Annotated in this window: 25 protein-coding genes and 1 pseudogene; 25 read left to right on the top strand and 1 reads right to left on the bottom strand. The window is 32.9% G+C overall.

The features are described from left to right. The first annotated feature begins 24 nt into the window (after positions 1-24). From thiE to DWV06_RS15095, 16 genes and pseudogenes are all read left to right on the top strand, one after another. A complete protein-coding gene (thiE, locus tag DWV06_RS15165; RefSeq protein WP_115483022.1) occupies positions 25-633 on the top strand; it encodes a thiamine phosphate synthase in 609 nt (202 codons plus the stop codon). A gap of 333 nt (positions 634-966) precedes the next feature. Beyond that, positions 967-1638, top strand: a complete 672-nt coding sequence (locus tag DWV06_RS15160) for a hypothetical protein (protein ID WP_115483021.1) — start codon at positions 967-969, stop codon at positions 1636-1638. 445 nt (positions 1639-2083) lie between these two features. After that, the gene (locus DWV06_RS15155; protein ID WP_115483020.1) at positions 2084-2767 is read left to right on the top strand and encodes a D-lyxose/D-mannose family sugar isomerase; all 684 of its coding nucleotides are present in this window, start codon (positions 2084-2086) and stop codon (positions 2765-2767) included. A 46-nt stretch (positions 2768-2813) separates the two neighbouring features. Further along, positions 2814-3497 carry a hypothetical protein gene (locus DWV06_RS15150; protein ID WP_115483019.1) on the top strand — a complete coding sequence of 228 codons (684 nt, stop codon included), beginning with the start codon at positions 2814-2816 and terminating at the stop codon, positions 3495-3497. A gap of 637 nt (positions 3498-4134) precedes the next feature. Further along, the gene (recQ, locus tag DWV06_RS15145; protein ID WP_115483018.1) at positions 4135-6396 is read left to right on the top strand and encodes a DNA helicase RecQ; all 2262 of its coding nucleotides are present in this window, start codon (positions 4135-4137) and stop codon (positions 6394-6396) included. Between the two features lie 118 nt (positions 6397-6514). Further along, positions 6515-7981 (top strand): type I restriction-modification system subunit M, encoded by a 1467-nt coding sequence (locus tag DWV06_RS15140; protein WP_115483017.1) that lies wholly within the window; start codon positions 6515-6517, stop codon positions 7979-7981. Positions 7982-7989: 8 nt separating this feature from the next. Continuing rightward, entirely contained in the window at positions 7990-9132 is a 1143-nt protein-coding gene (locus DWV06_RS15135) for a restriction endonuclease subunit S (protein ID WP_115483016.1), read from the top strand. 39 nt (positions 9133-9171) lie between these two features. Next, positions 9172-10031 (top strand): annotated as a pseudogene (locus tag DWV06_RS15130) (tyrosine-type recombinase/integrase); the annotation flags it as partial. Between the two features lie 63 nt (positions 10032-10094). Beyond that, positions 10095-10415, top strand: a complete 321-nt coding sequence (locus DWV06_RS18575; RefSeq protein WP_162300644.1) for a DUF3784 domain-containing protein — start codon at positions 10095-10097, stop codon at positions 10413-10415. A gap of 67 nt (positions 10416-10482) precedes the next feature. Beyond that, complete coding sequence (locus DWV06_RS15125; RefSeq protein ID WP_162300657.1) at positions 10483-11076, top strand: restriction endonuclease subunit S; 594 nt, start codon at positions 10483-10485, stop codon at positions 11074-11076. 357 nt (positions 11077-11433) lie between these two features. Continuing rightward, complete coding sequence (locus DWV06_RS18875; RefSeq protein ID WP_235828979.1) at positions 11434-12687, top strand: hypothetical protein; 1254 nt, start codon at positions 11434-11436, stop codon at positions 12685-12687. A gap of 19 nt (positions 12688-12706) precedes the next feature. Beyond that, positions 12707-13405 (top strand): hypothetical protein, encoded by a 699-nt coding sequence (locus tag DWV06_RS15115; protein ID WP_115483014.1) that lies wholly within the window; start codon positions 12707-12709, stop codon positions 13403-13405. A gap of 208 nt (positions 13406-13613) precedes the next feature. Then, positions 13614-14483 (top strand): carbon-nitrogen hydrolase family protein, encoded by an 870-nt coding sequence (locus tag DWV06_RS15110; protein WP_115483013.1) that lies wholly within the window; start codon positions 13614-13616, stop codon positions 14481-14483. 105 nt (positions 14484-14588) lie between these two features. After that, positions 14589-14975 (top strand): VOC family protein, encoded by a 387-nt coding sequence (locus DWV06_RS15105; protein ID WP_115483012.1) that lies wholly within the window; start codon positions 14589-14591, stop codon positions 14973-14975. 58 nt (positions 14976-15033) lie between these two features. Then, positions 15034-15594, top strand: coding sequence for a GNAT family N-acetyltransferase (locus DWV06_RS15100; RefSeq protein ID WP_115483011.1), 561 nt, complete (start codon positions 15034-15036; stop codon positions 15592-15594). 479 nt (positions 15595-16073) lie between these two features. Beyond that, complete coding sequence (locus DWV06_RS15095; RefSeq protein ID WP_115483010.1) at positions 16074-16799, top strand: CPBP family intramembrane glutamic endopeptidase; 726 nt, start codon at positions 16074-16076, stop codon at positions 16797-16799. A 340-nt stretch (positions 16800-17139) separates the two neighbouring features. On the opposite strand, the gene DWV06_RS15090 is transcribed toward DWV06_RS15095, so the two are convergent. Further along, the gene (locus DWV06_RS15090) at positions 17140-17814 is read right to left on the bottom strand and encodes a DUF5680 domain-containing protein (protein ID WP_115483009.1); all 675 of its coding nucleotides are present in this window, start codon (positions 17812-17814) and stop codon (positions 17140-17142) included. A 284-nt stretch (positions 17815-18098) separates the two neighbouring features. Between DWV06_RS15090 and DWV06_RS15085 the strand changes: the two genes are divergently transcribed. The 9 genes from DWV06_RS15085 (at position 18099) to DWV06_RS18700 (ending at position 26726) form a co-directional block, all read left to right on the top strand. Beyond that, positions 18099-19268 carry an IS110 family RNA-guided transposase gene (locus DWV06_RS15085; RefSeq protein ID WP_115483008.1) on the top strand — a complete coding sequence of 390 codons (1170 nt, stop codon included), beginning with the start codon at positions 18099-18101 and terminating at the stop codon, positions 19266-19268. A gap of 444 nt (positions 19269-19712) precedes the next feature. Beyond that, positions 19713-23060, top strand: coding sequence for a DEAD/DEAH box helicase family protein (locus DWV06_RS15080; RefSeq protein WP_115483007.1), 3348 nt, complete (start codon positions 19713-19715; stop codon positions 23058-23060). Positions 23061-23087: 27 nt separating this feature from the next. Then, positions 23088-23780, top strand: coding sequence for a DUF4176 domain-containing protein (locus DWV06_RS15075; protein ID WP_115483006.1), 693 nt, complete (start codon positions 23088-23090; stop codon positions 23778-23780). A 46-nt stretch (positions 23781-23826) separates the two neighbouring features. Next, positions 23827-24156, top strand: a complete 330-nt coding sequence (locus DWV06_RS15070) for a hypothetical protein (RefSeq protein WP_115483005.1) — start codon at positions 23827-23829, stop codon at positions 24154-24156. 109 nt (positions 24157-24265) lie between these two features. Then, complete coding sequence (locus tag DWV06_RS18920; RefSeq protein WP_268877878.1) at positions 24266-24400, top strand: hypothetical protein; 135 nt, start codon at positions 24266-24268, stop codon at positions 24398-24400. A 5-nt stretch (positions 24401-24405) separates the two neighbouring features. Continuing rightward, positions 24406-24567 carry a hypothetical protein gene (locus DWV06_RS18445; protein WP_155522641.1) on the top strand — a complete coding sequence of 54 codons (162 nt, stop codon included), beginning with the start codon at positions 24406-24408 and terminating at the stop codon, positions 24565-24567. After that, on the top strand, positions 24560-25069 hold the full coding sequence (locus DWV06_RS15065; RefSeq protein WP_115483004.1) for a hypothetical protein: 510 nt from the start codon (positions 24560-24562) through the stop codon (positions 25067-25069). The genes DWV06_RS18445 and DWV06_RS15065 overlap by 8 nt, the downstream gene beginning before the upstream one ends. Positions 25070-25318: 249 nt before the next feature. After that, positions 25319-25657, top strand: coding sequence for a hypothetical protein (locus DWV06_RS15060; protein WP_115483003.1), 339 nt, complete (start codon positions 25319-25321; stop codon positions 25655-25657). A 160-nt stretch (positions 25658-25817) separates the two neighbouring features. Then, complete coding sequence (locus DWV06_RS18700) at positions 25818-26726, top strand: hypothetical protein (protein ID WP_205027771.1); 909 nt, start codon at positions 25818-25820, stop codon at positions 26724-26726. Positions 26727-26742: the final 16 nt, after the last annotated feature.

Here is a 26742-nt window from a genome sequence, read left to right as displayed (position 1 = left end):
AATGGAAAGGAATATGATTGGAGTATGAAAAGGAAAGGGATATTATATTTAATAGCAGATTTTTCAAGAGGTGAACAGGTGATTGAACAGGCGCTAAAGGCAGGTGTAGATTATGTTCAATTACGGGAAAAAAATATTTCTTCTGCAGAATATTTGAGGCGGGCCAAACGGATGAAACAGATGACAGATGCTTATCACACCCCCCTTTTAATTAATGATCGAATTGATATTGCGATGATAATTGGTGCAGAAGGGGTACATTTAGGACAAGATGATATTCCGGTATCTGAAGCGAGAAGAATTTTAGGACCTGGGGTCATCATTGGAGCAACGGCAAAAACAGTTGAGCAGGCTTTGGATGCGCAAAAACAAGGGGCTGATTATCTTGGTAGTGGGGCCTGGTTTTTGTCAAATACAAAACAGAATGCAATTCCGATAAAAGAAGAAACTTATGTGAATATTCTAGAGAATTCAAGTATACCTAATGTAGCAGTTGGAGGGATACAGGTGGATAACTGTCATATTCCATTGAAAAGCGGAGCTGATGGTCTAGCCATTTCTGCAGGAATTCTTGCATCAACAAATATTCATGATGCCGTTATGGGATTTCGCATTCAATTAGGTGAAAAATAGAAAATTGACAAACAATATAAAACTTAAATTTTAGATTTGTAAAAAACAAGTATAAAAATTAAAAAAACACCCCCCTAAAATGGGGGTGTTTTTTCGATTTTAATATGTTAAAGTAATGCTACCGAAAATAGATATCTCAAACCTTATAAAAATTTCTAATTTAATAAAAATCTTAAAGTAATCCCCAATTTACAATTTAATTTTTAAAAGAACAAGAAGTAGTTTAAATCCTATTCTTATACTTGCATTCTTACAGTTCTAGAAATTATTGTTTGTGTAAGCAATTAAGCACAAAAGATATTAATAAATAATAGAACGAGAAGGAGTATTTGTATGTTAGCTATTTTGAAAGAAGAGTATATGAATCTTTTGAAGAAAATGAAAGCTATTGCTATTGTTCTGATTTTTGTTTTATTTAGTTATCTTATAAGAAACTTATCTTTTAAATATCGAGGTTTTGGTATAGAAGATAATTCTTTGTATTCAAGTTTTAGATTTTTAGTTACCGCAGGGGGATTTTTTTTTGTATCTGTGTTATCTCATGATGCCATCCATAAAGAAAGTGATTTAAGTACGGTTTCTATCTATAAAATGAATTATTCCGGCAGAAGAGTTTTCTTAGGTATATATACTGGAACACTGTTATTTTGGTACAGTTGTCTCACCGCTGTTAATATTACTATTTCGATGCTTGAGGGGAAATATTACCTATCAAATTACTATCACAGTATCGTTATTATCACTTATTTCATAAGTTTTAAATTTTTGATTTCATCATGTACGAGTAAATCTATGATAAGTAGTTTTGTTGAAATTATTTTAGGTATTATTATTTTCTTGGTGGGAAAGTGGACGGTCTATTCATCTAGTTCAATATGGAATAATGCGAAATGCTTTTTTCCATATTTTTATTTAGATAAAAAAGGGGCATACCTTCTAATACCTTTAGTGATATCAGCCGGTATGGTAGGTACTTCAATCTTGCTTTATGAAGGGAAAGATTGATTGACATAAGCTTATTATAATCAAATGTTACGAATAAGAAGAAAATTAAGGACGAAATTTATGGTGCATTTTTGGAAAAAAATTATAAACTATCTGATAGAAAATTGGAACAGGATTCAAGGTCCGAAAAATATTCAATCAGGGCTTAAAAATCGTAGGTTTCGAATACGGGACCTACGTGCTTTATCTATATCATCTGGTCTTAGAGGTTATCTTTATTATAGTTCAAAAAATTTCAATGTTATTTATTGTAGTATCTTATTTTAATATCTTTAGGAAACTTTCACAAAATTTAGTATAAAAATTCTCTGTTATTAAAAACCCCCAAAATCTGGATATTATAAAATTTCATGGTATACTAAATTTAGTACGCTTAATGTTTTAGAAGTCGTAGATAAGAATAAATATGTAAGTGGATAACAGAATAGAAACGAGGAGACCAACTATGAAAAGATCAGAAATCAACCGTTGTATTAAATATATGGAAGCTTTCGTTCGTGAACACAAATTTGAATTGCCGCCTTTTTGCAATTTTACTCCACAAGAGTGGAACGATAAAAACGAAGAATATGATGAAATCAGAGATAACATGCTTGGCTGGGATATTACAGATTATGGACTTGGAGATTGGGAAAAAGTTGGATTTGCCCTAATAACCCTTCGTAATGGGAATCAAAACAATCCAAAATATAAAAAAGTATATGCCGAAAAATTACTTATGTTAAAAGAAGGACAGCATTCGCCAATGCATTTTCATTGGACTAAAAGTGAAGATATCATTAACCGTGGCGGAGGGACTTTGATTATCCATGTTTACAATGATAAAGGGGATGGTTCCTTTGATGATTCGGATGTATTAGTGAATTCAGACGGACGTTCTTATTATGTAAAACCTGGTACGGGCATAGAATTAAGACCCGGTGAAAGCATTACGTTATGGCCACACCAGTATCATGATTTTGATGTGAAGCCAGGTACAGGAGATGTCTTGATCGGTGAAGTCTCAGTGTGTAATGATGACAATATAGATAATCGTTTCTTCGAAGAAATGGGGCGTTTTCCTGAAATTGAAGAGGATGAACCGCCATATAGATTACTGTGTAACGAGTATCCAGCGGCTAAAAAGTAGTATACAAAATATTAACTGTTATGGGAGTTATAAGGGAGAATAAATTATGTTTGGAAGTAATAAAAAACAGATCGAAAGAATATTCCAGTCAAATGTAAGATTGGAACAGTTGGGATTTATGGAACAGCTTGACCGCGAGGTGGCTGTAATTATGGATAACGATACAATATCCATTGATAAAGTTGTATATATGTGCATTACTCCTGACTCATTGAATCAGACAGTGAAAGAACTAATGGAGAAGAATAAGAAACAATATACTTATGCTCAGACGGTACTTGGAATAGTTGTTGATAATGTTATTCAACAAGAATCTAATCAAGTACTTATTATTAGTGGACTTTTACCACGTGCACTTATAATTACCAAAGAAGATCTTCTGCTATTAAAAGATGTAATTGACAGTTTTTGTATTATGTATGCAGCAGCTAGAAATAACATGAACAATGATAAAGCATATGACCTTTTAAAAGAAAAGACGGTATATATTATTGGAACGTTGTTATTACCAAATATGAATAAAGGAGATACATTTGGAATCGAAATAATGAGGAGAGAAGTAGAAAATGGTCAGGAATATGAAGCTGTAAAGTGTTTTCTTACAAAGGAAAATGCAGAAAAATATAATCCTTCAAAAAGAGAAATAAGTCCGGTTACAGTAGCTCAAATAAAAGAATTCTATGGAAATGTGATCATTGAACCGCATAGGAATTATTGGATAGAATTTTGATACTCTTATTAAATAAGGTTTAAAGATTAAATTAGACCAATTATAGAAATTACGAAATTGACATATTTTCATTAGCATGATATTATGATAAATATAAAAGGTGCTACCGATAGATGGTTAGTCCACAAATTTTAATTATTACAAAATAACCGTTTAGTTTTGTAGACAGGGCGGTTATTTTTGTGTTTTATTGCTTCCTATTGCATATCCAAGTCCGAAGCAGGTCAAGCATAAGCTGATTACTGCAATCAGACCTTCAAGTGTCAACATTGGCATCCCCTCCTTAAGCAAGATTTCCAACAGAACAAATCTGGGGATTTCTATGTAGTCAGAGGGTCACAGTCCCTCTGTAGAAGGACTAACCGCGTACCGTAAATGGCAGCACCCATATTTTTATTATAGCAAGCAGAACGTCAGTTCGCAACATCTTTTCACATTATCTTTTTAGTTCTTATTATCTTATCATAGGCCAACTTAATTTTTAAAATGGCACTTTAATTCCCATCTGATTGAAACCAAATATCAATTATATTATACTTACACATAAAGGGCGTAAAATCTAGAAAATCAATTTTTATCAGTAAAAATGTTATTACAAATTTAGTTTATTCTTCAAATAGAGAGGTGTATAAATATTATGAATCCATTAGAAATTTTAAAAAAATATTTTGGTTACGATTTATTTCGAGCCGGTCAGAGAGAAATGATAGATACTATTTTAGAAGAAAGAGATGCGCTGGCAATTATGCCGACAGGAGCAGGAAAATCTATTTGTTACCAAGTTCCGGCTTTAATGCTGCCAGGAATCACTCTTGTCATTTCGCCATTAATTTCTCTTATGCAAGATCAGGTAAAGGCATTAAATGAAGCTGGAATCCATGCTGCTTTTATTAATAGTTCCCTTACCGATGTACAAATTTCAAAAGCACTCCAATATGCATCACAAGGGCTGTACAAAATAATCTATGTTGCACCGGAACGTCTTGAGAGCAACGAATTTAGATGGTTTGCATCTAATACCGAGATTTCTATGATTACAATAGATGAAGCACATTGCATTTCGCAATGGGGACAAGATTTTAGGCCAAGTTACTTAAAGATTATTGATTTTGTAAATTTTCTTTCATATCGACCAATCATAAGTGCATTTACAGCAACAGCTACAAAAGAAGTAAAAGAGGACATTGTATGTATTTTAGGTCTAAAAAGTCCAAATGTTTTGGTAACAGGATTTGACAGGGAAAACCTCTATTATCAGGTGGAAAATATTAGTAGAAAAGATAACTTCATTTTAAATTATATTAAGGAGCATTCAAATGATAGCGGTATTATTTATTGTGCTACGAGAAAGAATGTAGAAAAAATGCATGAGCTTTTGTTCAAAAATGGAGTTTGTGTAACAAAGTATCATGCTGGATTAAATTCTGAGGCAAGAAAAGATAATCAGGATGCTTTTATTTATGATAGAAGTCCAATCATTGTAGCGACAAATGCTTTTGGCATGGGAATTGATAAGTCTAATGTCCGATTTGTCATTCATTATAATATGCCGCAGAGCATGGAAAATTATTATCAGGAAGCCGGAAGAGCAGGGAGAGATGGGGAAGATGCGCAATGTATTTTGCTATTTTCTGCTCAGGATATCATGATAAATAAATTTCTTTTGGATAATAAGGAACTTTCTGATATTGATTTTGAGGATGCAGAGTTGATACGGCAGAGGGATGTGCAAAGACTTCATGTTATGGAAAACTACTGTCACACGACAAACTGTCTTAGAAATTTCATTCTTCAATATTTTGGAGAAAAGACAAATCAACCTTGTGGAGATTGCGCCAATTGTAAAAAGGAATTTACAGAGATTGACATGACCAAGGAAGCCAAGTGGATTATTAACTGTGTCACAGAGACCAAAGGAAGATATGGATTAAATGTTGTTGTTGGTACGCTTCTTGGTGCAAGAAGAGCGAAGTTGAAAGAATTTGGAACCATGGAGTATAAGTCCTATGGCGTTCTTAAGGATAGTACTGAATCAATGCTGAAGTTACTGATTACTCAAATGATTCAGGAAGGATATTTGAATCAGACAGATGATAAATATAGTCTTCTTAAAATAGGAAATATGGTAGCAAGACTTCATGATGAATCGACAAAGGTAACAGTTAAGGTACATATTGAAGAGAAGGATACGATAAGCAGTAATACGAATAAAACCAGACAAAAGAGTACGGATGCACTTACATCTGCTGGATTTGAATTATTTGAAAAACTTCGCCAGCTTAGACTTGAAATTGCAAGGGAAGAGAAAATGCCTCCGTATATCATTTTCAGTGATAAGACTTTAATTGATATGTGTGTAAGAACTCCGCATACAAAGATGGAAATGCTTCAGGTCTCTGGTGTGGGTGAAAATAAATATGAGAAATATGGTCAACGTTTTATTTCTGAAATAGAGCAGTTTACCTCTGAGAATCCTGGACGTGTCATAAGTTTGGAATCCGAAGCGCAAGAGGATGTTAAAGATTTGGCGAAGGAAGAGAAGCCTGTTAGTAAGCGGAATAGAAAAGAAGAATTTCATCTTACTTCAGAACAAGCCCAAAACTTTACCTATGCTGACAAATATTATATAACGGAGATAAAAGAGGAACTGAATAATCTGCGCGATCCACTGACCACGAAACAGGTTACGAACAAGAGTATTCTCGAGTTTCTGTTTAAAGAGGGGCTTTTAAAAGAAAAGCAGATAGAAGGTTTTGGAAAAACGATGCTTACAAAAGAGGGGCTAGAAAAAGGAATTAAAATAGTTGAAAAGATAAGTAAATCCGGTACTTTTTATGAGGTGTTTATTTATCCTAAGAATGTGCAGGAGATAATCGTTTATTATTATACTTCGGATTGATAAAAAGTAGCTTTGTTTTCAGATAGTATAATCTAAATATAAAAACTTTGTTATATTTTGTAGTAATAATTATTTGCGTTTGCTATAATTATTTCATTATATTTAAGGAGCGAAGAAAATGATTACAGGAGAGATGAAAAATAAAATTGACCGAATTTGGGAGACGTTTTGGACAGGAGGAATTACGAATCCGTTAGAAGTAATAGAACAATTTACATATTTATTATTTATCAAACAATTAGATGAAGTAGAATCTACAAAAGAGAGTGAAGCGAACTTCCTGGGAGTACCGTATGTTGGGATATTTCCAGAAGAATGTCAGCAGTATCGTTGGAATAAATTTAAGAGTTTAGGTTCTGCAGAGGAAATATACAAAATAGTTTTAGATGGGGTATTCCCATTTATTAAAAACCTACATCAGGATGGTGACTCTGCTTATTCGAAGTATATGGGAGATGCCATTTTCAAAATCCCTACACCAGCCATGCTATCCAAGATAGTAGATGGAATTGACAGTTTAGTTCTAGTTGATACAGATGCAAAAGGTGATTTGTATGAGTATCTTCTTTCAAAAGTTTCAACAGCAGGAACGAACGGACAGTTTCGAACACCAAGACATATCATTGACATGATGGTTCAGTTAATGAAACCGACTCCAAGCGATGTAATCGTAGATCCAGCCATGGGAAGTGCGGGATTTTTAGTAGCATCACAGAACTATTTAAGAACGAATCATGCGGATTTATTTTTGAATGCAGGGTTGAGAGAACATTTTAACAACGATATGTTCCATGGTTTTGATATGGATAGGACAATGCTGCGTATCGGGGCTATGAATATGATGCTTCACGGGGTAGAGAATCCTAAAATCGAATACAAGGATAGCTTATCAGAGCAAAATACCGATCATGTAAAATACACACTTGTATTAGCGAATCCGCCTTTTAAAGGCAGTTTAGACTACGAAGCAGTAAGTGCAGATTTATTAAAAGTTACCAAGACTAAGAAAACAGAATTATTGTTCTTGGCTCTTAATCTTAGGGTGTTAAAAAATGGCGGAAGAAGTGCGACTATCGTACCGGACGGAGTTCTTTTCGGAAGTTCCAAGGCTCATCAGCAGATTCGGCAGGAAATTGTAAATAATAATAAATTAGATGCAGTTATCTCCATGCCTTCCGGAGTTTTCAAGCCATATGCCGGCGTTTCTACCGCGATTCTTATCTTTACAAAGACAGGAGCAGGCGGAACAGACAAGGTTTGGTTCTACGACATGAAGGCAGATGGATATAGCTTAGATGATAAGAGACAAGCCATTGAAGCAAATGATATTCCTGATATTATAGAAAGATTCAATCATTTAGAGAATGAAAATGATAGGAAACGAACCGAGCAGAGTTTCTTTGTTCCGGTAGAGGAAATCAAAAACAATGGGTATGATTTGTCTATTAATAAATATAAGGAAATTGAGTATGAAAGAGTGGAATATGATCCCCCGAATGTTATTATGGAAAGAATTAACAAGATTGATGGGGAAATTGTAACTTTGAAAGATGAATTGATGAAATTATTAGATTTAGATTTGTAGGGGTGAATATGGAGAAGATAAGACTTGGAAAGTTCTGTGTGGATAAGATTGACAATGTTTCTGCACAGGGCGACTATGATATTGATTATATAGACATTTCATCAGTTGATAACGTTACAAAAAAAATCACTGGTTTTAATACATTTAGTATATTAGAGGCGCCTAGCAGAGCAAAACAAATGCTTGAGAAGAATGATGTTCTAGTGTCGACTGTAAGACCTAACCTTAATGCAATTGCTTTATGTGATATTGATTCGGAAAATACATTAGTTGGATCAACAGGATTTTGCGTGCTAAGAGGTAATGATAAGGTGGATAGTAGGTATTTATTTTACTTTTGTCAGTCCAAATATTTCATTAATGAACTAATGAATGTTGCAACAGGGGCAAGTTATCCAGCAGTTAGTAAAAATGACATTAAAAATGTTTTAATACCAAACATTACACTAGAAAAACAAACTGAAATAGTTGAAATTTTGGATTCGATTAGAGGAATATTAAATCACAGAAAAGAGCAGTTGAAACTCCTTGATGACCTTATCAAATCCCGATTTGTCGAGATGTTTGGGGACACTATATCAAATAATAAGAATTGGGAAATTAAACAACTTCAAGAATTGGGACTATGGAAAAGTGGTGGTACACCATCTAGAGCAAATAAATATTATTTTAATGGAGATATTAATTGGTATTCAGCAGGAGAATTAAACGAATTATATTTGAAAGAATCAGTTGAAAAAATAACACGAGAAGCCGTTGAGGAAAGTTCTGCGAAAATATTCAATAAGGGGAGTATGTTAGTTGGAATGTATGATACTGCTGCTTTTAAGATGGGTATTTTGGAGAAAGATAGTGCATCAAATCAAGCTTGTGCAAATATTATGCCAAACGAAAATATAAATATTGTTTGGTTATATTTTAATCTTTTACATATGAAAGAACATTTTTTGAATAATAGAAGAGGAATTCGTCAGAAAAATTTAAATCTTGGAATGATCAAGGAATTTGAGATTCCTGTGCCTGCAATTGAACTTCAAAACGAATTCGTTTCTTTCGTCCAACAAGTCGACAAATTGAAAGTTAATGTTCAAAAGTCTTTAGATGAGACAAAAATATTATTTGATTCATTAATGCAAAATTATTTTGGATAAAAAATTGATATACTTCTTAAAAACAAGGAGTGTATCAATATGAAAAGTCAAATTTATAATATTCTAAATGACATGTCAGAGAGCTTAAATATTTCTCAAATGAAACGCTTACAAGAGGTATTATTAAAGCGTTTGGAAGAAAATAATGATGATGTAGAAAATTTGGATAATCAAGATTATATGAGGCTATTTTTAGCGGCAAAACGTATTGAAGGTTGTTCAGATAGAACGCTTGCGTATTATAAAGCAACAATTACGAATATGCTAAATTCTATTAAATTGCCGATAAGAAGGGTGACAACAGAGATTATTAGAGAATATTTAACAGAGTATCAATTAAGAAACCATTGCGGAAAAGTTACTATAGATAATATAAGGCGAAATTTATCAAGTTTCTTTTCTTGGTTAGAGGAAGAAAACTACGTTATAAAAAGTCCAATTAGACGAATTCATAAAGTGAAGACTGGAACAACAGTGAAAGAAGTAATCTCGGATGAAAACATTGAAATAATGAGGGACGGCTGTGAAACAAAAAGAGATTTAGCGATGATAGATTTACTTTTTTCTACAGGTATGAGAGTAGGAGAGTTAGTGAATCTGGATATTTCAGATATTAATTTTGAAGAAAGAGAATGTATCGTTTATGGAAAGGGCGATAAGGAACGAAGTGTTTACTTTGATGCAAGAACAAAATTGCATATTCAAGGTTATTTAAAAGAGCGTTGTGATAATAATAGAGCGTTATTTGTATCGTTAAATTATCCTTATGATAGGTTGAAAATTAGCGGGGTAGAAATCCGATTGAACAGGTACAACGATTATTAGGACATCAACAAATTGACACAACAATGAAGTATGCTATGGTAAATCAAAACAATGTTAAAACATCACATAGAAAATTAAATTTATATCTTAACTTTATAATCGGAATATTAAAAATGAATTTAAAGGAGGGTTGCATTTTGAAAAAAATCGAGATTACTATTTGTATCTCAATTGCTGTTGTTATTTACATACTTAGTTACATTCAGTTCAGAGAAAAAGGGATGCTACTGAACAATGCTTATCTTTATTCTTCAAAAGACGAACGCATGAAAATGGACAAAAAACCATATTATCGTCAATCAGGTACTGTATTTAGTCTTATTGGGACTACTCTTTTACTGAATGCAATCCAGATAGTAACTGAATGGAGATGGATTTTTTATCTTGTTATAATGGTTATTGTTACTACAATTTTTTATACAATAGTATCATCAATATTAATTGAAAAGAAAAAATAATCGCAATGTCCGAAAAGCATTTTTGAACTCATCCTGATAAAATTTAGATTTGTAGGGGATGATTGATATGGAGATTAAACAACTAAGAGATATAAATGAATATTCTAGTAAGAGTGTGAATCCTTCTAAATCACCAGATACTATATTTGAAGTTTATAGTGTACCAAGTCATGCGGACAATAAACCAGAGTATCTTCGAGGCGATGAAATTGGCTCAACAAAAGCAGTTGTAGAAGAAGGGGATATTTTGCTTTGTAAAATAAATCCAAGGATCAATAGAGTTTGGGTAGTGGGTAAATCGTCTGAATATTTGAGTGTTGCTTCATCTGAGTGGATAGTAGTAAGAAGTACAGAAAACAATCCAGAGTATTTAGCATGGTATTTTAGATCTGATAAATTTAAAGCACGTATGAATACTGGCTTAACAGGAATAGGTGGGTCTTTAACACGAGCACAACCAAAACGGGTAGCAGAATATCCAGTTCCAATTAGAGATAGAAAAGAACAAGATGAAATTGTAGTTATTTTGAATAATGTATACAAAATAATTAATAGCAGAATAGAACAGCTAGAAAAACTAGACAACCTCATCAAATCCCGATTTGTCGAGATGTTTGGAGGTGAAAAACTCAAAAGGTTGGAAATATGTACAAATTGCTGATGTGGCAGAAGTTCAGGCGTAGGTTCAATATTATACAAAAAAATAAATGGAAATAAGCATTAAGATTCCTAAATGTAGATGAAGTAGTTTCTTCATTGCTAGAAATCAAATGGTGGGAATGGTCTAATGAACGAATTAGTAGAAACATTTCTGCGATTAAAGCAGGGTGCATTGATGAATTGAAGTGATATGATATAGTAGTTTGTGGGGATTAAGCGTCCCCACAAATCATATCCCGATTTGTTGAGATTTAGTAGGAATTTTATGGTAATAAATATTTACATTTGTTATAATTATCAAATATGTATCAATCAATAGACAACAAGTTTAAAGGCAAAAGAAGAGAGTGGATAAATAATGACTAGAGATTTTACGAAAGATTCAATCGATACATTTCGGAAGGAATTAAATGAATTTAAAGATGAAAAAGATCTGTTCGGTCTCCGCTATAAATTTCCGGATTATGATATTTTGTGTAAACTGGATATTGTACAATATATTGATAATGTAAAAAAATATGGAAGCAATGTTACAGCAAAATGTAAAACTGCAGATAAAGAGCTGGATGGAATCCTAAAGCAGGTAGAAACTGTTGATGCTAATTATGCCGCAAGACTGGATGCGATTCATGGAAGGATGGAAGCCTTTCATCAGCAGATACAGAATATAACCAATATCATGACACCGGAAGCGATTGACTTAGGTGAGAATTATTATGGAGATTATCTGAAAACATTTCAAGATGTATATCAGGCAGAAGTGAAGAAATCAGAAAAGGAATTGAAGAGACTTCAGGATCTTTCAGCCGTGTATGATACGAAATGGTATGAGGATATTGCTAGCGGTGCATACGGTTTTTTCACATCCCTTGCAAAAGACAACATAGATAATCTGTTTTTTATGGGGAATATTCTCAATAATTTTTTTAAAAAGGGAAAGTTTTCCACAGAAGGCAGTGAGAACGCAGAAAGAGCTTTGGATTATCTGGAACGGGCTTATTTAAATGACAAATACGCCAACAAAACGTGGTATTATGGAGGAAGAAGCTTGGCAAATGTGTCAGACATGCTATCTGGAGCCTTTTGTTTTGTACAGGGTATCGGTAACCTGGTAGTAGGAATTGGCGGAAGTTCCGGGTCAATGGCATTAGCTTCCACAGGAGTAGGGAGCGTGGTGGCGGTACCGGTAGGAGCCGTATCGGGAGCAGCTGTAATAGCAGGAACAGCGGTAAGTGGTTTTGGCGCCTCGTTAACTTTTTCAAGTGCGAGTAACTTTAAGGATAATTGGGAGAAGTTTAAGGAGAGTAAGAGTAGGGGGGAAGGAAGTCAAGATGGAAGAAAGGCTGAATATATAAAAGAAAAAAGAGTTCCATTAGATAGAGAAACGGTTTTAAATGATAGCGAATATGTTAAAACAAAGATGAAGGTTAAAGGTGCGTCTGTTTATAAAAGAGGAGATAAATATTATTATAGAGATACGTTACATAAAGGCGAAAGAGCTCATTTAGAAGTGTTTGATAAAAAAGGAATACATTTAGGAGAAGCTGATCCATTGACAGGTGAATTAATATATGATACTGCTGATAAAAGTAAAAAACTGAAATTAAAATAATATGAAATGGAGGCAAACATTGAAGGAAACATTAATAAAAGAGAATGATATTTATTTTATGGAAGTAACGGAAAATAAAATAATAGTTAATGATAATTATGAAGGCATTATAGTATTTGATACTAATATGAACTTACTAAAGAAAATGCGTTTATTTGAGGATATAATTATATATTCATCATATGATCTTGGAAATGATGAAATAGTATTATTTTGTCCTGAGAATGAAAAAATACTGTATATTAATTTAGAGGAATATAAAAGTATAGTTATAAAAATCGATGAGGAATTTACAGATGTTGTTAACTTGAAATTATTTTCAAGAGGAGCAGATAGTTGTAAATTTATTACACCTCAAGAAGAGTATATTGAATTTTCGTGGAAAAACGGACTTATAAGAAAAAGTTATCAAAGTATGATATTTTCTTGTGATCAAAAGTGTATTGATAGAACAATCATAACAGATCCGATGAATAGAATATTAGTTAAAAATAATGATTATATTAATACAGATATGTATGAACATCTATTTGTAATAGTATATGAAGAAAAAATAATTTATTATAGTAGGGAACAAATAAAATCATTAAATCCTAGAAAAAATTATATTTTTAATCATGCTAAGTTTGTAATGAAAGAGAATGAATATTTATTGGTTATTTTAAGCAATAACAAAGAAGATGGTGAAGAATCAATTATATCTTTAGTTAATATATAAATGCAAGTTGAAAAATATACGATGGCAGGAAGGGAAGGAAAAAAGCAAATGACTTATTTTTACGTGTAGTTTGACTGATTACATTGCCAGGAAGATATTATCCATAAGTATCAATCAATTTACAATAAGTTAAAAGAATTTACAGACGAATATATAATTGAACAATTGAAAAGGATAAAAAACCTATTAAAGAAAAGGAGGTTTTAATATGCGTATATTTGCATTAGAGTTAAATAATGATATCAAAGGCATTGAAATACGTAAACAATATATTGAAAATCTTATTTCAAAACTTCCTTCCCCTGATTTAGTTGTATTACCTGAATTAGCTATGTGTAGTTATATAGCGAATCAAGAAATATGGCAATATGCTGACTCTTGTGGTAAAGATACTAAATCTTGGGCTATGCAAATGGCTGCAAAATATAATACATATATTGGTGTGGGTTATCTTGATAGAGAAAATAGAGATTACTATAATCGATATTTAGTAGCAGGAAAAGATGATGTCTATGGAGTTATTAGTAAATCCGAAGGAGAATCAGCGGTATTTAAAAGAGGCTATTTTGATAATATTATTAAAACACCTTTTGGTAATGTTGCGGTAGGAATTTGTTATGATTCAAGAAGAAAACATTTGTATGACAATATAAAAGATGTAGAATTATCTATGATACTCTTCCCTCATGGATGTCCTGCTGATCCCAAGAAACCTGATGAAGAACAAACTACTATCGATTACTTTTGTGGTTGTTACGAAGATGCATTTAGCGTTCCTGTAGTTTATGTTAATAGTGTGGGAAAACTTGAAGATATGCCTGGTGTTATGGGAAAAATGATGAAAAAGCAAGGTTTTACTATGAATGGAAAATCAAAAATTTATTCTAGAAATAGCGAACCAATTTATTGTGAATCCAATGCAATAATTGGAGCAAATATCATTATCCTACCACAAAAAAGAATAAAAGAAATTCATTTTCATGGTGAAGATATCATTAGGGGAAATTGGTTTTTTCGTACATTTGTATTGATACCTGATACAAAAAAACAATTAAAGAGTTATGAGGAAAATCGATAAATTTGAATTTATCGGTGAGTTTTAAATTGTAGATTATTTATATTTTGAGTAGATGATAAATAAATGACGAAATAAATTATAAATGTAATAGAAGGAGAATTCTTTATGAAAAGATCAATGATGCAAGCATATGTTACAAAAAGTGATGAGGCGGTGGCTCTTTATCAAAAGGCTTTTGATGCTATTCTCATCAGTAGTTATCCTAATGAAGATGGAACGTTTTTTCATTCAGAGATTGATATTCAAGGGGAAATATTAGCTGTGGCAGAACGAAATTCAGAATATGCCATTATTAGTGAGGAAACGGTTACGGGTAATGTAATGCAGTTTTGTTTGCATTATGGAGAAGGTAATGAAGAAAAGGTGCGAAAAGCTTATGAAGTGTTAAAAACTGATGCTAAAATTTTGATGCCGCTTGCACCATGTGAATACAGCTCATTAATGGCAGATTTTATTGATAAATATGGTATTAGATGGTGCTTATTTGTATAGTGCGATATTGGGCTAATAAGAACTGATAAATTCCAATTTATAGAGGAAGGTAAGAAGCATGGAACATAAAGGAACAATTTTTCTTGAAACAGAACGACTTATATTAAGACAATTTATAATGGAAGATATAGAGCCAGCATTTCGAAATTGGACAAGTAATAATAGAGTAACAGAATTTTTGCGTTGGCCAACACATGAAGATATTTCTATTACCGAAGCAGTATTAAAAGATTGGATTGAAAATTATAAAGATAAATCTTTTTATCAATGGGCAATTGTGCCTAAAGAATTAAAAGAACCAATTGGCACAATTTCAATTGTAGATATAGACGAAAGAACAGATAAAGTTCATATTGGTTATTGTATTGGTAGTGATTGGTGGAACAAAGGATATACAAGTGAAGCATTATCTGGAATAATCCCCTTTTTATTTGAAGAAGTAGAAGTTCAAAGAGTTGAATCACAACACGATCCTAATAATTCAAACTCAGGTAAGGTGATGAAAAAATGTGGTTTAGTTTATGAAGGAACTTTGCGAAAAGCTGATTGGAGCAATAAAGGAATTGTTGATGCTTGTATGTATGGGGTATTAGCAGAAGATTATTTTAAGACAGTATAAAAACAGTTTTGTTTGAAGTATATCCTTCATTTATCTGTAGTGTAATTGAGATTTTAACGGAAGTTTTTATAATGAAAATTCGCATTTTATATTAGAAACTTATTTATCTGGAAAGATTGAAGTTTTAGTTCAAAACAAAATTTTGCTATAAAGATTACGATTAAAACACTTGATTTATGTCAAATAGAATGTTATTATTAGAAAAAGAAAGCACCCACTCCAAAGGTGGATGCTCCGAGTTTAGACGAATGTTGTCCTTATGGACAATGCCTATCCTGTGGGTCAGACAGGATAGGCTTTTTATTTCCGCTTGTTTCTCTTGTCGAGAAAGGCAAGCGACGCAACAACTAAGCTGCCAAAGGATATCAGCAAGGCCAATATCCCAATGAAACTTATAAAGACGTTACTGTTGACTAATATCACGTTCACAGAAACGTTCTTTTATTGGAGAAAAATCAACATTGTGAGGTGTATGCTAGATGAATAAAATAGATACAAAAGGACTTTTGTTAAGAATTTTTATACCTACATTGGTTTTGAGTTTTACATATTTGTTGTTAGGACATTTTTGCAAGATACCACATTTATTACTATTTTGTATATTGGGAACGGTTATTTTAGTGCCAATAGAGTTGGGGGTAATTTTATCTGCAAGTAAAAAAGCATATGGTACATATTCACTTAAAAGTGCATTTGTTGGACAGGAAAAGCTTGCTATTTGGAAAGTGTTAATAATTGCATTTGCATTCTTTGGAATAGCAGGACTTCTTTCATCATTTATAGCACCTATTGAAAATCAGATTTTTGCAGATATTAGAACTACTGTACTTAATAATATATCAGCAGGATTTGATTGGACAAAATATGAGTATTTGAAATCTTTTTCTAAACCGATACTAATTTTGACTTGTGTATTTTATGGCATTTTTAATGTGCTGTTAGGACCGATAACAGAAGAATTGTTTTTTAGAGGATATTTAACATCTCATTATGAAAAACAGAGTTCGTTTACACCAATACTTATAGTTGTTTTGTTTTCGTTGTATCATTTCTGGTTGCCTTTTAATAATGTATTTCGTATATTAGCCTTTGCACCAGTTGCATATGTGGCTTATAAGAAAAAGAATTTATTTATAAGTATATTCTTTCATTGTTTTTGCAACTTGTTTTCAGTAGTCGGATTTGTATTAGCGGTATTGGGGTAAATTCCATATTTTAAGATGCAAGATATCACATTTACTAAAGAGAAATATCATTTATAAAAACACTCCAAAGTTACCCAAAGAACTTAAGCTACTCAGTTAAGAATATGTCCGTCTTCTCTTACTTTGTAACGAATGGCGTCAATAAAAACAAATGGATAGATCGTTAATTTTTGCCAAGAAAGACCCATTTATCTCCATATACAATATAATAGCTATTTCTGATTCCAAATAAAATGAAAAGGAGGCTTAAAACGAATAAAAAATTTTCCTGATAATCGTTTTAAGTCACCTTGAAATTTCTGGTATAGCCGTTGAGAAACAAACCAGTTTATCGGAAAATTTATTCAACCTTTCCACCATGAAAGTAACACTCAAATACCTTTTTATCTAAATAAAATATCTCCTCATAACCTTGAAACCAAACAAATTCTCCTTCCACTATGCAATGATAGTGATAATCCCCTTTTGTAAAGATTTCAGGTCCACGATAAGGCATATTAGCCGGAACGTTCATTAATGCATCTTTTAGAAAATCACCATTGAAATGCTCGCCTATTACCCGACCCGTATAATTCATGCTCCAAATGGGATTTTCATAATGCCATACAGCTTCTTCTCCTGAAAATTTTTCACCACCCAAATAAGTATCATAATATAAAAATCCATTATCACGATAGCTGAAATCATGAGATGAAAGCCTTGAGGCCTTTACTTCATTTCCTTTTCCGGCGTATGTATTTCTTTTTGCACATATTAAGAATGTGACTATCTCATTGATATCCATCTCTGCTTTTTTTCTTAGCAACGTATTACATTTATCGTTATCTTTTACAATTCGATCAATCGTTACGCCATACAAATCACTTAATAAAATCAATCCGGCCAGTTCTGGTACAGCTTGACCATTTTCCCATTTGCTAATTGTTTGTCTGGAAATTCCGATTTTATCTGCTAACTGTTCTTGTGAGTATCCGTTCTTTTTTCTTAAAATTTGTAATTTTTCTTCTAATTTCATCTAATCACGTTAATCCAATTATCCTTCTTAGAGGGTGGTTGGATTATTTCCTTTCTCCCCAAGAGGTTGGGGTAATTCATTTACTCCGTTATAATAATAAAGCACTGTGGATTTGTTTCTATTTTATTACAGCTATGACTGTTTCGAGGTGACTCAGACCACAGCTTTTCGTCTTCACTGGTAATTAGCTAGTTAACGCATCGACGTTTATATTTACGTGAAAACACAGCCGAGATTGTTGTGGAAAACAACAGTGCAAAATATTATTTAAGGAGGTACTTATCATGTACTTTGTCGGAATCGACATTTCCAAGTATAAACACGACTGCTTCATCACTACTGAAACAGGCGATGTTGTATCTAATTCATTTACCATCAATAATAATCAAGATGGTTTTCAACAACTTTTGACCATTCTTAATTCTCTTGATAATCAAGATGAAATAAGAATAGGATTTGAATCCACTGGTCACTATGCCCTAAACCTAAAACTATTCCTTGAAAAAGCCCACTACAGCTTCATGGAATTTAATCCGGTTCTTCTTGCCAAGTTTAATAAATCCCAAACTCTCAGGTGTACCAAGACAGATGCAATAGATTGTGCTTCTATTGCTCGCTGGCTAATGACTGTTGAATACAAACCCTATCCAATTGGATTTTATCATACATATTCGCTTAAGTCATTAACTCGTCTTCGTGATACTCTTGTGAAACAAAGAAGTTTTTATATTGTAAAGATGACCAATGTTTTGGATCATACTTTCCCTGAATTTAAACCATTCTTTAAAAATCGATTTAGTAAGACCGCTCTCTATTTATTAGAGAATTATGGTTGTGCTGAAAAAATATCTAGGATGAATGCCTCCTCTTATGAAAATCTTCGTAAGATATCACGCGGCAAATTTTCTATGCAAAAGTTCCTAAAATTAAAAGAACTTGCTGCTAATACAGTAGGCGAAAACAATGAAATTTTCTCAGCTCAGCTAAATAGCCTGATGGCTCTTTATAATCAATCTGTTATCGAGGTAAATGCACTTGAACAACAAATTATTTGGCTTATTGAGAATATCAATCCTCATTTCCTCACTATTCCCGGTATTGGAGCATTGTCAGCTGCTGTTATCTATGCTGAATATGGTGATATATCCAAATTTAATTCATCATCACAAATGCTTTCCTTTGCTGGTTTGGAACCAGGGTACTATCAGTCTGGGACATCAGTGCATGGAGGGCATATGGTGAAACGTGGTTCTTCTCATTTACGCTTCACACTCATGAACCTTTGCATTCCCTTAATACAATACAACATGGTATTTGCAGAGTATTACGCAAAAAAACGTAGCGAAGGAAAGTCTCACCGTGTTACATGTTCACACGTTATTAAAAAACTAATTCGTATCATTTTTACATTAGAAAAAAATAATATAGATTTTGACGCTTCAAAACTTCGTTGATTGAGTAGTGGCTTTCAGCAATAAAAATCGTCGCTTTTCAAAATTTATTTGTTGAAAGGTTTATTAAGGTAACCCTTTTTTGCGGTATATAAATCTCAAAAAAAGTATTGACTTTTAATAGCTAGTCACCTCAAATATATTATAAAAGATAATGAGAAAAAAACCACCATTAAGGATTTACAAAAAAGTCACTTTTAATATACAAAGAATACGTAGTTGCTGACTTGCATTAAGTTTAAATCTATAGTAAAAGAATTTTGTACAGAAATTATGTTGGAAAGGACTCCAGGACTTTGACAAAAATACAACATTATAGTTTTAAATAAAAGAATTTTGTAGTAAAAATTAGGAGAATTTGTTATAATTATTTCAATTAAAATCAAAAATATCTCAAATAAATATAATCAAATGGAATGAAATAATTCAGAAACAGGGGGAAGTCATATGTGTACAAACTTTGAGTTCTTAAAGCAAAAACAATACAGTTCCTTTGCAGAGCAAGCGCAGGAAGCGGAGAAAAGTCTTATTGTTTCTTCAGCTACTTGCGCTATTTTGTGTAGAAGAGCATTAGAATTGGCGGTTCGATGGGTATATTCTTTTGATAATGCATTAAGACTGCCTTATCGAGACAATATATCCAGTTTGATTCATGAGTATTCGTTCAGAGAAATTTTGGAACCCAAATTGTTTCCTGCTATTAAGTATGTGATTAAATTAGGAAATGTAGCGGTACATACAAATAGTACAATCAAACGGGATGATGCGGTTTTATCACTCAAAAATTTATACGAATTCTGCAAATGGATAGATTATTGCTATTCAGAAGAATACAATGACGGAGAGTTTGATGAAAGCCTTTTGGAGAAAAGTGAAGAGCAGAAAAAACGTCCGGAAGAACTCAGAGATTTATACGAACAGTTAAGTTCCAAAGATAGAAAGCTGGAAGAAATAAGGAAAGAAAAAGAAGAATTAAGAGAACAGTTAAGTGCAGCGAGATTAGAAAATAAAGAGACAAGAACCTTTAAAGTGGATGAAGCGACAGAAGCGCAGACGCGCAAGATGTACATAGATTTAGAACTGAAAGAGGCAGGGTGGAATATAGGAACCGATTGTCTGGAAGAAGTCGAAGTTACGGGAATGCCAAATGCATCCGGGTTAGGCTACGTGGATTATGTATTGTATGGAAATGATGGAAAACCATTAGCAGTTGTGGAAGCAAAGAAAACAAGTGTGAATCCGAATGTTGGTTCTCAGCAGGCGAAATTGTATGCGGATTGTTTACAAAATCAGTATGACCAGCGACCTCTCATTTTTACAACGAATGGTTTTGAAATTGAATATAAAGATGATATATTAGGATATACGGACAGACAAGTGGCAGGGATATTTACAAAGGACGAGCTTCAATTGGCTGTAGACAGACGGAAGAATCTTAAGCCTTTGGAAAACTTAGAAATTGATGATAAAATTACCAACAGACCATATCAGAAAGAAGCAGTTACTGCAGTATGTGAAGCGATTGCAAAGAAACATAGAAAAATGCTGATTGTACAAGCTACCGGTAGTGGAAAAACAAGAGTTTCCATTTCGATTGTGGATGTCTTAAGACGACATAATTTTGTGAAAAACATCTTGTTTTTGGCAGACCGGAAGGCATTGGTGAAACAGGCAAAAAATAATTTCACCAATCTTTTGCCGGATTTAACTTGCTGCAATCTTTTGGATAACAAGGATAATCCAGAACAGTCACGTATGATTTTTTCTACCTATCCGACGATGATGAATGCGATTGATGAGACCAAAAATGAGTTTGGAAAAAAACTTTTCTCTCCTGCGCATTTTGATTTGATTATTGTTGATGAAAGTCATAGAAGTATCTACAAAAAGTATCAGGATATCTTTACTTATTTTGATGGCATACTATTGGGGCTGACTGCGACACCAAAAAACGAGATTGATAAAAATACTTATAGTGTGTTCGACTTGGAACGAGGGGTACCTACTTTTGCGTACGAATTAGAAAAAGCAGTAGAAGAAGGTTATCTCGTTGACTATTCTACGATTGAAATAAAAACAAAAATTATGGATGATGGAATCCATTATAATGACTTAACAGAGGAAGAAAAAGAAGAGTTTGAAAAAACATTTGAAGATGATGATACAATCGATGATTATGTATCAAGCTCCGTTGTAAATGAATGGCTATTCAATGCGGATACCATTGATATGGTTTTGAAAACATTAATGGAGCGGGGGTTAAAAGTAGAAGGCGGAGATAAGCTTGGTAAGACTATAATTTTTGCCAAGAACAGCAACCATGCACAGGCAATTGTAAAAAGATTTTATCTTAGATATCCGGAATTTGGACCAGACTTTATAAAACAGATTGATTACAGTATCAAATTTGTAGATACTTTAATTGACGATTTCAGCACCAAAGAGAAAATGCCACAGATAGCGGTCAGTGTAGACATGCTGGACACAGGTATTGATATTCCGGAAATTTTAAATTTAGTATTTTTCAAAAAGGTAAGGTCATACAGCAAGTTTTGGCAGATGATCGGAAGAGGAACGAGATTGTGTAAAGATTTGCTTGGAACAGGAATAGATAAAGAAAAATTCTTGATTTTTGATTTCTGTAATAATTTTGATTTCTTCCGTGCGAAAACAAATGGAATTGAGTCCGGAATTCAGGAATCATTAAGTGAGAAAATATATAATTCAAAGGTTATGATTGCAAGGGAACTTCAGGAGACTGTATATCAAAACGATGAAGATTATGTTGATTACCGGGATAATTTAATTACAGATTTAACAGAACAAATATTAAATTTAAATGAATCCAGTTTTCGAGTAAAAAATCATTTAAGATATGTAGAACGATATAAGGAAAAAGAAAATTGGGCGCAGTTAGACACAGGGAAAGTGTCAGAAATCAAAGAGCATATTTCACCATTGATTATGCCTGGGGCAGAGGATGAACTGACGAGAAGATTCGATTATCTTATCTATACAGTAGATTTAGCATTGCTTCAAAGCAAAGATGCCTCAAGACCAATCAAATGTATAGTAAATGCAGCAGAAGAATTAATGAAATTATATAATATCCCGCAGGTAAAAGCAGAAAAGTATACCATAGAAAAGGTTTTGTCTCAAGATTTTTGGAGTTCTGTTACAATTCTAGAACTTGATTCTGTCAGAGAAGCATTACGAGATTTATTAAAACTAATCGAAAAAGAGAAACGTAAAATTTATTATACTAATTTTACAGACCAAATTGTATCAATCAATGAAGGTGATTCATTACATATGAGTAATGATTTAAAGAATTACAAAAAGAAAGTAGAATTTTATTTAAAAGAACATCAGGATAATTTGGCAGTAAATAAAATTCGTAGGAATAAGAAACTAACACAGACAGATTTGCAAGAACTGGAACGGATTCTTTGGACTGAATTGGGCTCAAAGATTGATTATGAGAAGGAATATGGAGATACGCCGATTGGCAGATTGGTCCGTAAAATAGTTGGAGTTGATAGAGAAGCGGTTAACGAGGTTTTTAGTGAGTTCCTTTCAGAAGAGCGCCTAAATGGAAATCAGATAAAGTTTGTGCGTTTAATCATTGATTATATTGTAGCCAATGGATATGTAGATGATAATACAGTATTTATGCAGGAACCTTTTAGAAGTGTAGGAAGTATCACTACTATTTTTAAGGATGATATGAATACAGCAAAACAGATACTTGGTATTGTAGAAAGTATCAAGAAAAATTCAGAAGATATCGCTTAGGAATTCATCAAGAAGGAGAACGAGAAAATGGAGAACAATGACTTTGAAAAAGCTACCTTAGAGACGTTAATCAGGTGGCTTGGCAAAAAAGAATTTATAAATGAAAAGACCCGGCGCAACTGGTTTGAGATAGGAGTTCTTTGTAAAAATGATTTGGCATTTTTATATCATATTTATGCTCAGGTCAATACAGAGCATAAGAGCTTAAAAGATGATAAGAATGAGATTCTGTATTTTTATGAATCCCCAAATCATTGTATTCAATATAAAGAAGAACGGATGTTATATACGCAGGAGGAATTATCAGAAATCTTGAAAGGGATGCTTTGTATCTTAGAGGAGATTCTGCCTCTAGGAAGTGTTGTGAAGCTAAAGGAAGATTTTTTAATGGACAGTTTTTTACATGTGAAGCAGCAAAATGATCAACAAAATGCAGAACGGCTGGAAAAAGCCATGAAAGAGGGATTGGAGTTTGTGATTACCCGTCGGTTTATTGAAACACCAGATCAAGGGACTTATTTTGAATATGCAGGAGTCCCATATCCGGTTGGTCAGGACATGCAGAATATAATCTTATATTTTACCCCCAGAATGATAGAAGAAGTTCTACATACCGGTTATTGGGAAGAAAAGGAAAAAGCGTTTGTTTATTTAATAAAGGAAGAACTGATTTTGGAACGGGGAGAATGTTCCATCGGTTTCCTGTTGAGCGAATCATAATGGGATATAAAATACTTACAGATAATTAAGAATGGGAGGAAACGTAATGTCAGTCGATGTAAGCCAAGATATTAATCGGTATCAGAACCTGATTTCAAATAATAACTTAGAAATTCAAGATGTAACGAAAAAACTGACTAAGCTGGATAACGTGAGTCAGGATCTTCTTGATTTGAAGAAGCAATATCAAAAGTTCAGGGAAGATGCCAAATCTGCTTTTGCTCAATGTAAAGAGTTAGATCCAAATGTACGGACAGCCGTCACCTTTAGTAATGGAATGATTGATTATGTGGAGGGCAGTGAAGCGCATCCAATAAATATAAATCAATTGACAGTAAGTAGCAGAAAGGCAAAAAGAAGAGAGTTATATAAATAACCTGAGATTTTACGAAAGATTCCATCGATACATTTCGGAAGGAACTAAATGAATATAAGACGAAAAAGATCTGTTTGGTTTCAACTATAAATTTCCGGACTATGATATTTTGTGTGAACTGGATATCGTACCATATATTGATGATGTAAAAAATTACGTAAACAATGTTACCGCAAAATGTAAAACGGCAGATAAAGAGCTGGATGGAATCCTAAAGCAGGTAGAAACTGTTGATGCTAATTAAGCTGCATGACTGGATGCGATTCATGGAAAGATGGAAGCCTTTCATCAGCAGATACAAAATTTAACCAATATTATGGAGATTATCTGAAAACATTTCAAGATATATATCAGGCAGAAGTGAAGAAATCAGAAAAAGAATTGAAGAGACTTCAGAAAAGCTGTGTATGATACGAAAGGGTATGATTATGTTATCAGCGGAGTAAATGGTTTTTTCACATCCCTTGTCAGAGACAACTTAGATAATCTGTTTCTTATGGGCAAAATTCTGAATAATTTTTTTAAAAATGGAAAGTTTTCCACAGAAGGTAGTGAGAATACAGAAAAAGCGTTGGATTATCTGGAACGGACTTATTTAAATGACAAATATGCCAACAAAACGTGGTATTATGGAGGGAGAAGCCTTGGAAATATTGCAGACATGCTGTCCGGAGCCTCTTGTTTTGTACAAGGAATCGGTAGCTTTGTAGTAGGAATTGGCGGAAGTTCCGGATCAATGGCGTTAGCTTCCACTGGCGTAGGGAGCGTGGTAGCGGTACCGGTAGGCGCCGTATCCGGAGCTGCCGTAATTGCAGGAACAGCGTTAAGTGGCTTTGGCGCATCATTAACTTATTCAAGTGCGGGTAACTTTAAGGATAATTGGGAGAAGTTTCAGGAGAGTAAATGTTCATAATCACTTTATGGCAATAAAAGCAAATTTAATGAAAACTTTGATATAATTCAAGGAATAAGGGATGCATTAACAAATCCTAATGCTATTGTACAACCCAATTCAGGAGGAAGAGGAGGCTATATTTTCAAATATAAATATGATAAATTTATCGGTATAGATAATAAAGGTAACCCAATTAATACTATTAAAGTAGTTATTGATGAAACTGGAAATGTAATAACTGCATTTCCTAAAAATAGGAGGTTTAAAATGGGGTTAGATTTTTATATTGCTAATTCAATAGATGATATCAATCAAAATATGACTTCTGTTGAATTGTCTGAAGAAGTACAAGAATATATTTATAAAAATACAAAATATATAAATATTGACTTAAAGTGTATTAATGAATTAGATCCATATGGGGATACTATTATAGAACATGACAAAATAGAGCAATTATTGTTTGTATTCAAAACTCTAGTAGATAATAGTTTTTTTAAACATTGTGAAAATAACAATGAAGTAGAAGAGTCAATTGAAAATTTAATTTCTTTATTAAATGAATCTTTAATAAGAAAAGAAAAAGTTATAGCAATTGGTGACTAATATACATTTACAACATTAGCTATGGTATTTGGTTCCAAACAAAGTAAAAATGAGACTTAATATGAAAGAAGGCTTACCTAATATTCGTATTAAGTCTCATTGAATATGCATCTTTTTATGGGCATACCTGAAAACATTTCAGGAATTATATCAGGCAGAAGTGAAAAAATCTGAAAAAGAATTAAAAAGGCTTCAGGATCTTTCGGCCGTATATGATACGAAATGGTATGATGATGTTATCAGCGGTGTAAATGGTTTTTTCACATCCCTCATCAGAGACAACTTAGATAATCTGTTTCTTATGGGAAACATTCTCAGCAATTTTTTAAAAAATGGAAAGTTTTCTACAGAAGGCAGTGAGAATGCAGAAAAAGTATTGGATTATCTGGAACGGACTTATTTAAATGATAAATACGCCAATAAAACATGGTATTATGGAGGAAAAAGTCTGGCAAATTTGGCAGACATGCTGACTGGAGCCTGTTTTTTTGTAAAAGGTATTGGTACCTTTGCAATAGGGATTGGCGGAAGTTCCGCATCCATTGCGTTAACTTCCACTGGAGCAGGAAGCGTCATAGGAGTACCGGCAGGTGCCATATCAGGAGCTGCCGTAATGGCAGGAACAGCGGAAAGTGGTTTTGGCGCATCGTTAATTTATTCAAGTGCGCGTAACTCTAATGATAATTGGGAGAAGTTTAAGGAGAGTAAGAGTAGAGGGGGAGGAAGTAAAGAAAATAAAGAGTTCAAAGGTAAAAAATATAAAGGAATAAGAAATAAAGATACAGATTTTATTAATGGAAAAGGAAAAAGTACATTAGATAAACATGCCGGAAAGCATGGTTATAATTCTTCAAAAGAATATTTAAATGAAGCAAGAAATTTTCTAGATAAACAACCAACAAAAACAACACAATCATTTGTATCTAAAGAAGGTACGTATTTTAGATATGATACAGCTACCAATGAATTTGGCATCATTAATAAATATGGTAGCATATCTACATATTTTAAACCTAATAATGGAATGGCATATTGGTTGGAACAAATTGAATTATATGCATTAAAATAATGGAGAGGAGATGATA

The organism is Anaerosacchariphilus polymeriproducens, from assembly GCF_003363435.1.
GTDB classification, from domain to species: Bacteria; Bacillota; Clostridia; order Lachnospirales; family Lachnospiraceae; genus Anaerosacchariphilus; species Anaerosacchariphilus polymeriproducens.
This window is presented reverse-complemented; position numbering and strand designations above follow the sequence as displayed.